Consider the following 14,768-nt stretch of genomic DNA (forward strand, 5'->3'; position numbering starts at 1 on the left):
CTGGCGCGAAGCCGTAGCTTTTTTCTTCCCCTCCATCGGAGATCGAGTAGTAGACGTGCCCCGCCGCAGAAGTACCTCCGGCAGGTACCGTTAATGGCGTTCCGGGAGCGGCAACATAGACCGTAGCGGTGTATCTCTTTTCCATAGTGTGTGACCTACTTTCCTTGTCGTGGATAGGCGATTATCAGTTCTGACCTGATCTGCTCTGCATTTTCCTTGAATAACACTTCGCGATTCCGGACAAAGCGAACCGTTGTCCGATAGCGGCCCGAAGGCAAACTGGGTACATAGGCGAATTCGAGTTCCTTGTGTTTTGCGAACTCGCGGTAGGTGGAACCCGACGGAAGCAAACCCGCCGCCTCCATCGTGCCGACATCCGCATCGGCGGGAGTCAGTCCGGGCACCAAGCCATCGGCAGGAACCGCTAGAGTCACGACCGCCTCACCTGGCCCAAACCCGGTTTTCCATTGGCTGCGTTGAAGAGCTACTGCCGTCTGTCCAGATTCCTGGACGCGGTAAAGATGCACTTCTGCCGAGATGTCGGCACGTCTCAACCGATCCGCCGCGTCGGCCACCGCGGTGGAATCGCCATTGGAGAGTGCGGCAGGATCGACATTCGTTAGCCGCAATCCTATGAACAAAGGTGGAGCCGGATTGTCCGCCCACGCGGGCACATCGAACTCCAGTTCGATCGCGCCGGTTTCGTTGGGGTCCAGACGGCGTACCAGGGGTACTGCGGTTCGCATGTCACTTGGCTCCTTTGCGGTGGGTTCGCTTACCTGCGGGGGTGGCGGCCGCTGTGGGCAGCCCGTCATTGCGCACAAGGCCAGGGCCATGAGCGCGATCCGCATTCCTTTGTTTGCTATGAGCACGACTACCTCGTCATGGTGTTAGGTGGGGCGCATGACGAGCATGCAACCTATCGATGCGCTGCCAGCTTCCCGTTTTCTTCATGCAAAAGAAAGGGGTGACCGATGGTCACCCCTTTCTTGAGTTTGTTGCGAGTTTTCGATGGCATGGTTCGCATTCCTTGCGAGAGAGCATTCCGTGGTGAGACAAATTGAATCGGGGCTCACACCCCGACCGGATTCACCTTCTCCACATCGATCTTGTACTGCTTGATCGCACGCGCCACATCCTTGCCGGTCATCTTGCCGTCCGCCGCCAGCGCCGCAATGGCCGCATGCGCGATGTAGTTGCGATCCACCTCGAAGAACCGGCGCAGGTTGGCGCGCGTATCCGAGCGGCCGAAGCCGTCGGTGCCCAGCACCGTGTACTTCTGCGGCACGAACGCGCGGATCTGGTCGGCATAACCACGCACATAGTCGGTGGCGGCGACGACCGGGCCCTGGCGGCCTTCCAACAGCTCGGTGACGTAGGCCTTGCGCGGCGCCTTGGCTTCCGGATTCAAGCGATTCCAACGCTCCACATCGAAACCATCGCGACGCAGCTCGTTGAAGCTGGGGCAGGACCAGATGTCGGCGCTGACACCGAAATCCTTGTCCAGCAGTTCTGCCGCTGCGATCGCCTCGCGCAGGATGGTGCCGCTGCCCAGCAACTGTACGCGCAGCTCGCCCTTCTTCGGCTTGCCCGCATCCTTCAACAGATACATGCCCTTGATGATGCCCTCGGCCGCCCCTTCCGGCATGTCCGGATGGGTGTAGTTCTCATTCATCAGGGTGATGTAGTAGTACTCGTCCACCTGCTCCTGCAGCATCTTCTGCATGCCGTATTGCAGGATCACCGTGACCTCGAAACCGAAGGTCGGATCGTAGCTGCGGCAATTGGGAATGGCCCCGGCCAGCAGATGCGAATGCCCGTCCTCGTGCTGCAGGCCTTCGCCGTTGAGCGTGGTGCGCCCGGCCGTGCCGCCCAGCAGGAAGCCGCGCGTGCGCATGTCCGCCGCCTGCCAGGCGATGTCGCCCACGCGCTGGAAGCCGAACATGGAGTAGTAGATGTAGAACGGCAGCATGGGCACGTTGCTGACCGAATAACTGGTGCCCGCCGCCATCCACGACGAGATCGCACCGGGTTCGCTGATGCCCTGCTGCAGCACCTGGCCGCTCTGGTCTTCGCGGTAGTACATCAGCTGGTCGGCATCGACCGGCTTGTACTTCTGCCCGAACGGCGCGTAGATGCCGATCTGGCGGAACATGCCTTCCATGCCGAAGGTGCGCGCCTCGTCGGCCACGATCGGCACGATGCGCGGACCGATCTGCTTGTCGCGCAGAGCGATGTTGAGCGTCTGCACGAAAGCCATGGTGGTGGAGATTTCGCGGTCGCCCGAGGACTTCAGCAGGCGGTCGAACACTTCCAGCTTCGGCGTTTCGAACGACTCGGTGGCCTTCTGCCGGCGCTGCGGCAGATAACCGCCCAGCGCGGCGCGGCGTTCCTTCAGGTACTGCACTTCCACCGAGTCCTCGCCCGGGTGGTAGAACGGAATCTTGCCGTCGGCCAGCTGCGCGTCGGTGACCGGGATGTTGAAGCGGTCGCGGAAGATCTTGACCGTCTCGTCGTCCAGCTTCTTGGTCTGGTGGGTGGGGTTGAGCGATTCGCCCGCCGCGCCCATGCCGTAGCCCTTCACCGTCTTGGCCAGGATCACCGTGGGCATGCCCTTGGTGTTGACCGCCTGGTGATAGGCCGCGTAGACCTTGTGCGGATCGTGGCCGCCGCGATTGAGGCGCCAGATGTCGTCGTCGGAAAGATTGGCCACCATGGCCGCGGTTTCCGGATACTTGTTGAAGAAGTTCTCGCGCGTGTACTTGCCGCCGAAGGCCTTGCAGTTCTGGTACTCGCCGTCGACGGTTTCCATCATCAGCTTCTTCAGCACGCCGTCGGTGTCGCGGGCCAGGAGCGGATCCCAGTAGCTGCCCCAGAGCAGCTTGATCACGTTCCAGCCGCCGCCGCGGAACACGCCTTCCAGCTCCTGGATGATCTTGCCGTTGCCGCGCACCGGACCGTCCAGGCGCTGCAGGTTGCAGTTGACCACGAACACCAGGTTGTCCAGGCCTTCGCGGCCGGCGAGCGCAATCGCGCCCAGGCTTTCCGGCTCGTCGGACTCGCCGTCGCCCATGAAGCACCAGACCTTGCGGTCGGAGGGCGCGATCAAGCCGCGGTGTTCCAGGTATTTGAGGAACTGCGCCTGGTAGATGGCGGCCAGCGGCCCCAGGCCCATGGAGACGGTGGGCGTCTGCCAGTAATCGGGCATCAGCCAGGGATGCGGATAGGAAGAGATGCCGTGGCCGTCGACTTCCATGCGGAAGTTGTCCAGCTGGGCTTCGCTGATGCGGCCTTCCAGGAACGAACGGGCGTAGATGCCGGGCGAGGAGTGGCCCTGCACGAACAGCAGGTCGCCGGGATGGTTGTCGCTGGGGGCGCGCCAGAAATGGTTGAAGCCCACGTCATACAGCGTGGCCGAGCTGGCGAAGCTGGCGATGTGGCCGCCCAGGTCGCCGGGTTTGCGATTGGCGCGGACCACGGTGGCCATCGCGTTCCAGCGGATGATCGAGCGCAGGCGCCATTCGATGGCCGCGTCGCCGGGGGACTTGGCTTCCAGCGCCGGGGCGATGGTGTTGACGTATTCGGTGGTGGGCGAGAACGGCAGGAACGCGCCCGAACGCCGGGTCAGTTCCACCATGCCTTCCAGCAGCTGGTGCGCCCGCAGCGGGCCTTCGGCCTCGATCACGGCCTTGATGGAATCGACCCATTCCCGGGTTTCCGCCGGATCCGGATCGCTTTGCAACATGTCGTTCAACCAGTTCATTGCCACTCCCGTGGGGGCCATGCCGGGCATGGCGGGTAGTCGTTTTTTTGTGAGCCCGCGAGTGTAACGCAGGCCCCGTTATTCGGCCTCGCTACGCCTGCGTATGGAGACGGCACGGCCCGACACGCCTGGGTGTCCACCGGCCGCCGCGGGAGGCGCAGGACACGCGCGCCCCGTCTCACATTAGTCGCGGGCGGGAGCATATGATCGGGCCGGGGGATTCATTGGGATACCGGCATGCCCGGAGCGGGTCCAAAGCAGCGCAGCAGCACAGCGCGTGCCGACGCTGTGCGTTGGCGCGGCAGCCTGCGCACGCGTATCGCCCTGTGGTCCGGGGCGCTCAACGTGATTCTGCTGCTGCTGATCACCGTCGCCATCGCCTGGGTCGCGCGCGGCATGATCCTGGACGACGCCAAGCGCAACACCCGCGCCAGCGCGCAGGAAGCCGCGCAGCGCCTGGCCGTGGCGATGCGTTCGGTGACCATCACCACCGCCGGCCTGTCCGACCTGGTCGCCGCCTCCACCCTGGACCACGACGAACTGACCACCACCCTGCGCGCCATGGTCAGGGCCACCCCGGGCGCCAACGGCGGACTGCTGGTGCTGGAGCCGGTGCATGGGCCGCGCGAGGAACTGGGCTACGCCCGCTACATCGCCGCCAATGGCAAGGACCGCGACCTGCTCGCCGACGGTTACGACTACCGCAGCAAGGCCTGGTACCAGCGCACCCTGTCTTCGTCCAGCGGCTGGTGGTCCGAGCCGTACCGCAACCAGACCGCCGGCGGCGTGTGGATGGTCACCTACAACCTGCCCCTGCGCCCGACCGCACGCGGCGGCAGCGCCCGCGGCATGGTCAGTCTGGACCTGCCGCTGACAACGCTGACCGACCACTTCGAATCCCTGGCCAATCTGCCCGGCTGGCGGGTCTCGCTGGTGGCCCCGGGCGGCACCCTGGCCGCCAATCCCGAGCCCGGGGTGGCATTGACGATGACTCTGGACGACTACATCCGGCGCAGTGGCCGCGTCGACCTGGCCGACGCAGCGAACGCGGTGCGACTGCGCCAGGCAGGACAGTTCAACCATCAGGACACGCGCAGCGGCGAACGGCGCTACACCGTGGTCGAACCGATCGGCGACAGCGGCTGGTCGCTGCTGGTGGCGCAGTCCTACCAGCTGATCGTGGCGCGGTTGAACGAGGCGCTGTGGCAGCTGGCCGCGGTCGGCTTGTTGCTGGCGCTGATCTCCATGCTGGTGCTGCGGCGCCTGGCCAAACGCATCAGCCGGCCGGTGGAGCACCTGGCCGAATCCACCACTCGCCTGGCCCGGGGCGAGTACGACTGGCCGGTGCCGCACACCGGACGCAGCGACGAAGTCGGGCGCATGGCGCGCACCCTGGAACACGCGCGCGTTTCCATCCAGCAGCAGCTGGTGGAAATCGGCGAGATGGGCGCGGCGCGGCAGAAACTGGAGAGCGAGCTTTCCATCGCCCGCGACATCCAGCTGGCGATGCTCTCGCCCGCACGGGTGATCGAGCGCGGCGACGCGCGCCTGGAGGCGCACGCGATGCTGGAAGCGGCCAAGGCGGTGGGCGGGGATTTCTACAGCTTCATCGAACGCGGCGACGAACTGTGGTTCGCGATCGGCGATGTTTCCGACAAGGGCGTACCGGCGGCGCTGTTCATGGCCCGCACCGTGACCGTGCTGGAAGTGGCGGCGCGCTCGTCGTCCTCGCCGGACCAGGTGCTGGCCGAAGCGTCGCGACGCCTGGTGGAAGGCAACGACACCTGCATGTTCGCCACCGTGCTGTGCGGCCGCATCGACGTGCGCAGCGGACAGTGCACCCTGGCCAACGCGGGCCACGATTCGCCGCTGCTGCTGCATGCCGACGGCCGGGTGGAAACGATCGCGGCCGAGGCCGGCCCGCCGGTCGGATTCGAAGTCAGCACCGATTTCCCGCTGTGGCATGGGCGGCTGCAGTCCGGCGACACCTTGCTGGCCTACACCGACGGCGTCACCGAGGCCTTCGATGCGGACAACCGGGCTTTCGGCGGCGAACGCCTGCTGGCGGCGCTGCGTCCCGGTTACAGTGCCCAGGACAATTGCCGGCGGTTGATCGCCGAAGTGCACCGCTTCGCCGGCAGCGCGCCGCAATCGGACGACATCACCGTGCTGGCGATACGTCTGGGCCAGCAAACGGAAATACCGAGAACCACGCAATCGGAAACCACGCAGTCCGCCACCATCGAGGAGAGCGCGCATGCTGATACGTCTGATCGTTCCGGGTGAACACGCCCGCGTGGAAGACCTCAATACCTCGCTGGAAGCGGTGCTGACCCGGCACGGCATCGACACGGGCGTGCGCGGCGACGTGCGCCTGATCGTGGAAGAACTGGCCAGCAACGCGATCGCCTACGGCGGCGTCGGCCAGCACGAGCTGTCGGTCAACATCGCCATCGCCGGCGACCTGCTGACCTTGGAATTCCGCGACGAGGGCGCGCCTTTCGACCCGCTGTCCACCGCGCCGCCCAATTTGGACGCCGACATCATGGACCGCCCCATCGGCGGGCTGGGCCTGTACCTGATCCGGCAGATCGCCGAGGAAACCCACTACCGTCGCGTCGACGACGCTAATCTGCTGCGCGTCCGCCTGCGCATCGCTACTCCGGAGACACTGTCATGAGCCTGCACATCGAGATCCTTCCCGCCGCCAATGGCAGCCAGCGGGTCGTCCTGAGCGGTCGCTTGGACACGCACACCTACGAAGACCTGGATGAGAAGCTGGCGCCACTGCTGAGCAGAAACCTGCACTCGCTGGTGCTGGATCTGGCTGCGCTGGAATACATCAGCAGCGCCGGCATCCGTTCCATCTTCAAGGCGCGCAAGGCGCTGGGCGGGCATGGCGGCAAGGTGCTGGTGGTGAATCCGCAGGCGCAGATCCAGAAGGTATTCGACGTGGTCAAGGCGGTGCCGATGAACGAGATCTTTTCCTCCACCGCCGAAGCCGACGCCTACCTGGATGCGATGCAGCGCAAAGTGCTGCAGGGCGATGAGGAAGACTGATGCCAGCCCCAACCCCACTGTGGGAACGGCGTCTGTGGGGTCTGTGGGAGCGGCGTCCCGCCGCGAGCTTTCGCATCACTATCGAAAGCGAAAAGCTCGCGGCGGGACGCCGCTCCCACAGACGCCGCTCCCACCCTCAAGCAGCCACGGAATGCCCATGAGTCTGGAGATCGAGATCTATCCGCCGGTCAACGGCAACCAGTACGTGGTGCTGTCTGGTCGGCTGGACACGCATACCTACGAACAGCTGGACGACACGCTGGAACCGTTGCTCGCCGCGGCCAAACCCACGATGGTGCTGGTGATGGATCTGGCCCGGCTGGAATACATCAGCAGCGCCGGCATCCGCTGCATCCTGCAGGCGCGCAAAGCCCTGGCCCCCGGAGGAAAGGTGCTGGCGGTCCATCCGCAAGCGCAGATCCGCAAGGTGCTGGACATGGTGCAGGCGTTACCGCTGGGCGAAATATTCGCTTCTACTGCTGAAGCTGATGCTTATATCGATAAGTTGCAGCGGGAGATGCTGCATGGGAGCGATGCGGGTTGAGTTGCTTTGCCGAAGCCCCTCTCCCATCGGGAGAGGGGTTGGGGTGAGGGGCGACGAAAGTGGCAATGATTCAGACAACGTAACTCCGCTCGCCCCTCATCCGCCCTTCGGGCACCTTCTCCCGAAGGGAGAAGGGAATAGCAAAAACCTATTTCTGCTGCTTGCGTATCTGCGCATCCACCGCCGCGATCGCGGTCATGTTCACCACCCGCCGCGGCGTCGCCGAGCTGGTGAGGATGTGCACCGGCTTGGAGATGCCCATCAGGATCGGGCCGATGGCCACGCCGTCGGTCATCACCCGCACCATGTTGTAGGTGATGTTGGCCGCATCGATGTTCGGCAATACGAACAGGTTGGCGCGGCCGCTGAGCGTGGTATTGGGCATCATCCGCTTGCGCAGCACTTCGTCCCAGGCGGTGTCGCCCTGCATCTCGCCGTCCATCTCCAGCTTGGGCATGCGCTCGCGCAACAGCGCGCGCACCTTGCGCATCTTCTGCGCGCCGGGAGTGTCGTGGCTGCCGAAGTTGGAGTGCGACAGCAGCGCCACCTTCGGTTCGATGCCGAACAACTTGAGCCGGTAGGTCGCCTGCAAGGTGGCCTCGGCGATCTGCTCGGCGGTCGGGTCGTCCTGCACGTGGGTGTCGAGGAAGAAGTACGCGCCCTGGTTGTTGATCACCCCGGTCATGGCCGAGGTCGACTGCACGCCCGGGTCCAGCGGAATCACGCTGCGCACATAACCCAGTTTCTTGTGGAAACGGCCGACCATGCCGCTGACCAGGGCATCGGCTTCGCCGCGCGCCACCATCACCGCGGCGATCAGGGTCGGGCGCGAGCGCATCAGGTTCTTGGCCGCGGCCGGCGTCACGCCACGACGCTCGGTCAGCGCGTGGTAGTACTGCCAGTAGTCGTTGAAGCGCGGATCGTCGTCCTGGTTGGTGAGTTCGAAGTCCACGCCCGCGCGCATGCGCAGGCCCAGGCGGTCGATGCGGGTCTGGATCACGTCCGGGCGGCCGATCAGGATCGGGAAGGCCAGGCCCTCGTCGATCACCGTCTGCACCGCGCGCAACACCACTTCCTCTTCGCCTTCGGCATAGACCACGCGCTGCTTGTCGGCGCGGGCGCGGTCGTAGACCGGCTTCATCATCAGGCTGGTGCGATAGACGAACTGGCCCAGCTTCTCGCGATACGCATCCATGTCCGCGATCGGGCGCAGGGCCACGCCCGAATCCATCGCCGCCTGCGCCACCGCGCCGGCCAGCTCCACCAGCAGGCGCGGGTCGAACGGACGCGGAATCAGGTATTCGGGGCCGAAGCACGGAATCTCGTCGCCATAGGCCGCGCCCAGGTCCGAGGCCTCGCGCCGCGCGAGCGCGGCGATGGCTTTGACGCAGGCGGTTTTCATCGCCTCGTTGATCACCGTGGCGCCGACATCCAGCGCGCCGCGGAAGATGTAGGGGAAGCACAGCGCGTTGTTGACCTGGTTCGGGTAATCCGAACGGCCGGTGGCGATGATGCAGTCCGGGCGCACGCGTTTGGCGTCTTCCGGCAGGATCTCGGGATTGGGGTTGGCCAGGGCCAGGATGATCGGCCGCTCGGCCATGGTCGCGACCATCTCCGGCTTGAGTACGCCGGCGGCGGACAGGCCCAGGAAGACGTCGGCGCCGGCGACGATGTCGGCCAGCGTGCGTTTGTCGGTGTCGCGCGCGTAACGCGCCTTGTCCGGATCCAGATGGTCGCGGCCGGTGTAGAGCACGCCGTCGCGGTCGACCGCCAGGATGTTCTCCGGCTTCAGGCCCAGCGCCACCAGCATGTCCAAACAGGCGATACCGGCGGCACCGGCGCCGCTGGTGGCCAGCTTCACTTCGCCGATGTTCTTGCCCACTACTTCCAGCGCGTTGTAGATCGCCGCGCCGACGATGATCGCAGTGCCGTGCTGGTCGTCGTGGAACACCGGGATCTTCATCCGCTCGCGCAGCTTGCGCTCGACGATGAAGCACTCCGGCGCCTTGATGTCTTCCAGGTTGATGCCGCCGAAGGTCGGCTCCAGCGAGGCGATGATGTCGACCAGCTTGTCCGGATCGTTCTCGTCGATCTCCAGGTCGAACACGTCGATGCCGGCGAACTTCTGAAACAGCACGCCCTTGCCTTCCATGACCGGCTTGCCGGCCAGCGGACCGATGTTGCCCAAACCCAGCACCGCGGTGCCGTTGGTGACCACGGCGACCAGATTGCCGCGCGCGGTCATCTCGCTGGCGGCGTTGGGATCCTCGACGATGGCCTCGCAGGCGTAGGCCACGCCCGGCGAATACGCCAGGGCCAGATCGCGCTGGGTGACCATCGGCTTGGTCGGCGCGATCTTGATCTTGCCCGGCGGCGAAATGCGGTGGTATTCCAGCGCGGCCTGTTTGAAATCCGAGTTCTTCTGATCTTCGTTCGACATCGACACATCATCCGTGGACTGGATCCGGATTCTACGGGATCGCGCGCGGCTCGGCCGGGGCCGAGCCGTTATGTGACTTTCAGGAACGCAGGGTTCAGTCCGCGTCGCCCAGCACCGCCTGGCCCGGTCCGGCGAAAGGTCCGGGCAGCACCGTTTCCGGCGCTTCGATCAAACCGCCCGGACCGGCATCGAGTTCGGCGCGCAGCCGCGCCACGTCCAGCTCGCCTTCCCACTTCGACACCACCAGCGTGGCCACGCCGTTGCCGATGATGTTGGTGATGGCGCGCGCTTCGCTCATGAAGCGATCGATGCCCAGGATCAACGCCAATCCCGCCACCGGTACCGATGGCACCACCGCCAGGGTGGCCGCCAGGGTGATGAAGCCGGCGCCGGTCACGCCCGAAGCGCCCTTGGAGGTGAGCATGGCGACCAGCAGCAGGGTCAGTTGTTGCGGCAGGCTCAGGTCGATGTTCATGGCCTGGGCGATGAACAGCGCAGCCATGGTCAGATAGATGTTGGTGCCGTCCAGGTTGAACGAATAGCCGCTGGGCACCACCAGGCCGACCACCGATTTCGGGCAACCCAGCTTCTCCAGTTTCTGCATCAGCGGCACCAGCGCCGATTCGGACGAGGAGGTGCCCAGCACCAGCAGCAGTTCGCCGCGGATGTAAGCCAGGAACTTGAGGATGGAGAAACCGGTGATCCGCGCTATGGTGCCCAGCACCACCAGCACGAAGATGGCGCAGGTGGCGTAGAAGCCGCCCATCAGCTTCATCAGCGGACCCAGCGCATCCACCCCGTACTTGCCGATGGTGAAGGCCATGGCGGCGCCGGCGCCGATCGGCGCCAACCGCATGATCACGCCCATCATGCGGAAGAACACCTGCGACAGGGAATCGAACATGCCCAGCACCGGTTTGGCCTTCTCGCCCACCGCCATCAGGGCGAAGCCGAACAGGCAGGCCAGCAGCAGCACCTGCAGCAGGTCGCCGTTACCGGTGAAGGCTTCGGTGAAGGTCTTGGGGATGATGTGCAGCAGGAAGTCGACGGTGCTCTGCTCGTGCGCTTTCTCGGCGTACTTGGACACCGCTTCCGCATCCAGGGTGGCCGGATCGACGTTGAAACCGGCGCCGGGCTTCCACAGGTTGACCACCAACAGACCGATGGCCAGGGCGAAGGTGGAGACCACCTCGAAGTAGAGGATCGCCTTGGCGCCGACCCGCCCCACCTTCTTCACATCGGCCACGCCGGCGATGCCGATGACCACGGTCAGGAAGATGATCGGCCCGATCAGCATCTTGATCAGCGAGATGAAGCCATCGCCCAGCGGTTTGAGCGCAACGCCGGTCGCTGGCGCGAAGTGGCCGATCAGTCCGCCGATGACGATGGCGCAGAGAACCCACAGATACAACCGCGAGGATTTGGCAAGCATGGCGGAACGCTCCAGTGGCGATGACGGGGCCGACAATGGCAGCGTCCGGGGCCCGCACCAATAACGCATTGGTACTAGCCGTCCACCCAAGCCCGCAGAATGGTCTTCCCGCGCTGGAGAAAAGCCGCGCCCCGCGTGAAGATGCCCGTCATGGTTCCGTCCTTCCGCCCCCGTTTGCGTCTGTTGCTGGCCGGGCTGGCGGTCGTGCTGGGCATCGGCCTGCTGAGCGGGCTGGCAGCCTGGCAGGCCGAACGGCGCAGCCTGCGCGCCAGCGCCGAACAGGCCCGCGAACAACTGCGCCTGCATCGCGACACCCTGGACGCCATCGTCGAACGCTATCGCATGCTGCCGGCGGTGCTGGCGCTGGATCCGGAGGTGCGCGATGCGCTGGCCGCCGATACCCACGACGCGGCTATGGTCGAGCGGCTCAACCGCAAGCTGGAACAGGTCAACGGTGTCGCCACCACTTCCACCCTGACCTTGCTGGACCGCAACGGCAAGGCGCTGGCGGCCAGCAACTGGCGCACGCCCAACAGCAACGTCGGCACCGATTACGGTTTCCGTCCGTATTTCCAGCAGGCCATGACCCACGGCACCGGCGACTTCTATGCGCTGGGCTACACCACCCGCGTGCCCGGCTATTTCCTGTCGCAGGCGGTGCGCGACGCGCAGGGCCGAGCGCTAGGCGTGCTGGTGGTGAAGCTGGTGTTCTCCGAACTGGAAGCGGCCTGGCGCGCCTTGCCCGACCCGGTCTTCGTCAGCGACGCGCATGGCGTGATCTTCCTGTCCGGCCGCGACCGCTGGCGTTATCTCGATCTGCGTCCCCTGCGCGAGAACGAACGCAGCGAACTGGCGCGCACCCGTCAGTACGGCGATGTGCCGCAGCGCTTGCTGCCCTACCGCGAGCTGCAAGCGTTCGCGCCGGATGTGCGCCGCGTACGCATGCCCGGCCAGGGCGAACAGATCTGGCTCTCGCAGACGTTGCCCGAACAGGGCTGGACGCTGCATCTGCTGCACAGCACCCGTTCCTCGATGATCGCCGCGCGCACGGTCGCCATCGCGGTGGCCGCCGGCCTGCTGGCGGTGACCTTCCTGCTGCTGTTCATCCATCAGCGTCGCCGACTGGCCCGTATGCGCGAACGCGGCCGGATAGAGCTGCAGCAACTGGTCGAACAGCACGCGATCGAACTGCGCACCGCCCAGGACGGCCTGGTGCAGGCCGCCGGCGGCGCCGACTACGGCGAAAGCCCCAGCCTGCAGCATCTGCCGCAGGGTGTATCCGTGATCGATGCCGATCTGCGCCTGGTGGCGTGGAATCGCCGTTACATCGATCTGTTCAAATTTCCCGCCGGCTTCATCCATGTCGGGCTGCCGATCGAGGACGTGTTCCGCTACAACGCGCGTCGCGGCTTGTTGGGACCGGGTCCGGTCGAGCACGCCATCGCCCGCCGGCTGGACCACCTGCGTTCGGGCAAGCCGCACATGCACGAACGCGAACGCAGCGACGGCACCGTGATCGAGATCCGCGGCAACCCGTTGCCCGACGGCGGCTTCGTCACCAGCTACGCCGACATCACCGCCTACAAGCAGGCCGCGCGCGATCTGCGCTCGCTCGCCGACGCGCTGGAGCACCGCATCGGCGAGCGCACCCGCGATCTGGCCGTGGCCAAGAGCGAAGCGGAAAACGCAAATCGCTCCAAGACCCGTTTCGTCGCCGCCGCGGTCCACGACCTGCTGCAACCGCTGAACGCCGCGCGCATGTTCGTCTCCGCGTTGCGCGACAAATTGCAGGAACCGCAGGCGCAGGGGCTGGCCGACAACGTGGAGGACGCGCTGGCCGCGCAAGACGCCATCCTCAACAGCCTGCTGGATATTTCCCGGCTGGAATCGGGCGCGCTGGAAACCCGGGTGCGGGATTTCGCGCTCGCGCCGCTGCTGGAAACGCTGGCGCGCGAGTTCGGCATGCTCGCCCACGCCCGCGGACTGCGCCTGGATTGGGTACCCACGCGAGCCGTGGTGCGCAGCGACGAAGCGCTGCTGCGGCGCATCCTGCAGAACTTCCTGTCCAATGCGCTGCGCTACACGCCCAAGGGCCGCATCGTGCTGGGCTGCCGGCGCGTGGAAGGCGGATTACGCATCGAAGTGCACGACACCGGCCCGGGCATTCCCGAGGCCCGCCAGGAGGAAATCTTCGAAGAGTTCCGGCGCCTGGACGACGGCATGGCCGACGATCGCGGCGCCGGCCTGGGACTGGCCATCGTGGAGCGCATCGCGCGCCTATTGGGGCATCGCGTGGGCCTGCGTTCCAGCGTGGGCCGCGGTAGCTGCTTCAGCATCCTGGTGCCGTGGGGAGACCGCAGCGCGGTCGCTGCGCCCGCAACCGAAGCTGCGGCGACCGACGACGATCGAGACCTGCGCGACTGCACGGTCTGGTGCGTCGACGACGATCCGCGCGTCTGCGAGGCCAGCCGCACGCTGCTGCAACGCTGGCACTGCCAAGTGCAACTCGCGGCGGGCGCAGGCGACGCGTTGGCGGCCGCGCAACCCGGCGCGGCGCCGCGCCTGTTGTTGCTGGACATGCGCCTGGGCAACCTCACCGGCCCCGAGCTGTATCCGCAACTGGTGGAACGCTGGGGCAGCGAACCCATCGTGATCCTGGTGACCGCCGAGCAGGACGACAGCGTGCGCGCCATCGCCCGGCAACATGGCTGGGGTTTCCTGCCCAAGCCGGTCCGCCCTGCGGCGCTGCGCGCGCTGATCATGCAGAGGCTGATGCGCGAGCAGGCCTGAGAGCTCCCGATCCGTCCCGCGGCTACGGATCGATCCCGCCTTCCTGCTCCAGCGCCTTCACCAGCACCGCCGCCTGGGTGCGGCTATTGCATTCGAGTTTCTTGAGAATGGCGGTCACGTGGACTTTCACCGTGTTTTCCGCCAGGCCCAGGTCGTAGGCGATCTGCTTGTTCAACAAACCGTCGGCGATGCACAGCAACACGCGAAACTGCTGCGGGGTCAGCTGCGCCAGCCGCGCCGCCAGCCGCGCGTCGGATTCCGAGCGCTCGGCGGTGATCGGCGGGAACCAGGTGCCGCCTTCGAGCACCGTCCGCACCGCGGTGCGGATGGTTTCCACCGGCGAGGATTTGGGAATGAAACCGGCGGCGCCGAACTGCTGCGCGCGGCGGATCACCGGCGGATGGTCGTTGGAGGAAATCACGATCACCGGAAGTTCCGGCCGCTCGCCGCGCAGATAGACCAGCGACGAGAAACCGCGCGCGCCGGGCATGGTCAGGTCCAGCAGCACCAGTTGCAGATCGGGATGCTCGGCCAGCAGCGCGGTGAGCGTGGAGGCGCTGGAAGCCTCCACCGTCGAAAGGTTTTCCACCGCTCCCTGCAACGCATGCAGCACCGCTGCGCGGAACAGCGGATGGTCGTCGGCTACCAGGATTTTGGTTGCGGTCATTGGGCAAGTCTGGCACGGACTTGAGGTTGGCGATGCCGCCATGCAGCAGAGTTCTTCCCTTCTCCCACCGGG

The 14,768-nt window shown here is 65.7% G+C and carries 10 protein-coding genes; 5 read left to right on the top strand and 5 right to left on the bottom strand.

The genetic code is table 11. The features are described from left to right. Positions 1-155: 155 nt before the first annotated feature. Both J2W94_RS09205 and aceE read right to left on the bottom strand, forming a co-directional pair. Positions 156-746: a hypothetical protein gene (locus J2W94_RS09205; protein ID WP_310092449.1), complete on the bottom strand. Its 591-nt coding sequence runs from the start codon at positions 744-746 to the stop codon at positions 156-158. Positions 747-1,072: 326 nt separating this feature from the next. Next, positions 1,073-3,763 (bottom strand): pyruvate dehydrogenase (acetyl-transferring), homodimeric type, encoded by a 2,691-nt coding sequence (gene aceE / locus J2W94_RS09210; protein WP_310092451.1) that lies wholly within the window; start codon positions 3,761-3,763, stop codon positions 1,073-1,075. A 237-nt stretch (positions 3,764-4,000) separates the two neighbouring features. Between aceE and J2W94_RS09215 the strand changes: the two genes are divergently transcribed. The 4 genes from J2W94_RS09215 (at position 4,001) to J2W94_RS09230 (ending at position 7,367) form a co-directional block, all read left to right on the top strand. Beyond that, entirely contained in the window at positions 4,001-6,049 is a 2,049-nt protein-coding gene (locus J2W94_RS09215) for a SpoIIE family protein phosphatase (RefSeq protein WP_310092453.1), read from the top strand. Further along, positions 6,021-6,443, top strand: coding sequence for an ATP-binding protein (locus J2W94_RS09220; protein WP_310092454.1), 423 nt, complete (start codon positions 6,021-6,023; stop codon positions 6,441-6,443). The genes J2W94_RS09215 and J2W94_RS09220 overlap by 29 nt, the downstream gene beginning before the upstream one ends. Beyond that, the gene (locus J2W94_RS09225) at positions 6,440-6,823 is read left to right on the top strand and encodes an STAS domain-containing protein (RefSeq protein WP_310092456.1); all 384 of its coding nucleotides are present in this window, start codon (positions 6,440-6,442) and stop codon (positions 6,821-6,823) included. The genes J2W94_RS09220 and J2W94_RS09225 overlap by 4 nt, the downstream gene beginning before the upstream one ends. A 157-nt stretch (positions 6,824-6,980) precedes the next feature. Beyond that, positions 6,981-7,367 (top strand): STAS domain-containing protein, encoded by a 387-nt coding sequence (locus J2W94_RS09230; protein WP_310092457.1) that lies wholly within the window; start codon positions 6,981-6,983, stop codon positions 7,365-7,367. A gap of 148 nt (positions 7,368-7,515) precedes the next feature. On the opposite strand, the gene J2W94_RS09235 is transcribed toward J2W94_RS09230, so the two are convergent. Together J2W94_RS09235 and J2W94_RS09240 are read right to left on the bottom strand one after the other, a co-directional pair. Then, positions 7,516-9,807 carry an NADP-dependent malic enzyme gene (locus tag J2W94_RS09235; protein ID WP_310092459.1) on the bottom strand — a complete coding sequence of 764 codons (2,292 nt, stop codon included), beginning with the start codon at positions 9,805-9,807 and terminating at the stop codon, positions 7,516-7,518. A gap of 94 nt (positions 9,808-9,901) precedes the next feature. After that, entirely contained in the window at positions 9,902-11,281 is a 1,380-nt protein-coding gene (locus J2W94_RS09240; protein ID WP_430540596.1) for a dicarboxylate/amino acid:cation symporter, read from the bottom strand. Positions 11,282-11,389: 108 nt separating this feature from the next. Between J2W94_RS09240 and J2W94_RS09245 the strand changes: the two genes are divergently transcribed. Beyond that, positions 11,390-14,029: a hybrid sensor histidine kinase/response regulator gene (locus J2W94_RS09245; protein ID WP_310092463.1), complete on the top strand. Its 2,640-nt coding sequence runs from the start codon at positions 11,390-11,392 to the stop codon at positions 14,027-14,029. A gap of 22 nt (positions 14,030-14,051) precedes the next feature. On the opposite strand, the gene J2W94_RS09250 is transcribed toward J2W94_RS09245, so the two are convergent. Then, the gene (locus tag J2W94_RS09250) at positions 14,052-14,696 is read right to left on the bottom strand and encodes a response regulator transcription factor (RefSeq protein ID WP_310092465.1); all 645 of its coding nucleotides are present in this window, start codon (positions 14,694-14,696) and stop codon (positions 14,052-14,054) included. Between the last annotated feature and the right edge of the window lie 72 nt (positions 14,697-14,768).

This window comes from Pseudoxanthomonas sacheonensis (genome assembly GCF_031455975.1).
Classification (GTDB): Bacteria; Pseudomonadota; Gammaproteobacteria; order Xanthomonadales; family Xanthomonadaceae; genus Pseudoxanthomonas_A; species Pseudoxanthomonas_A sacheonensis_A.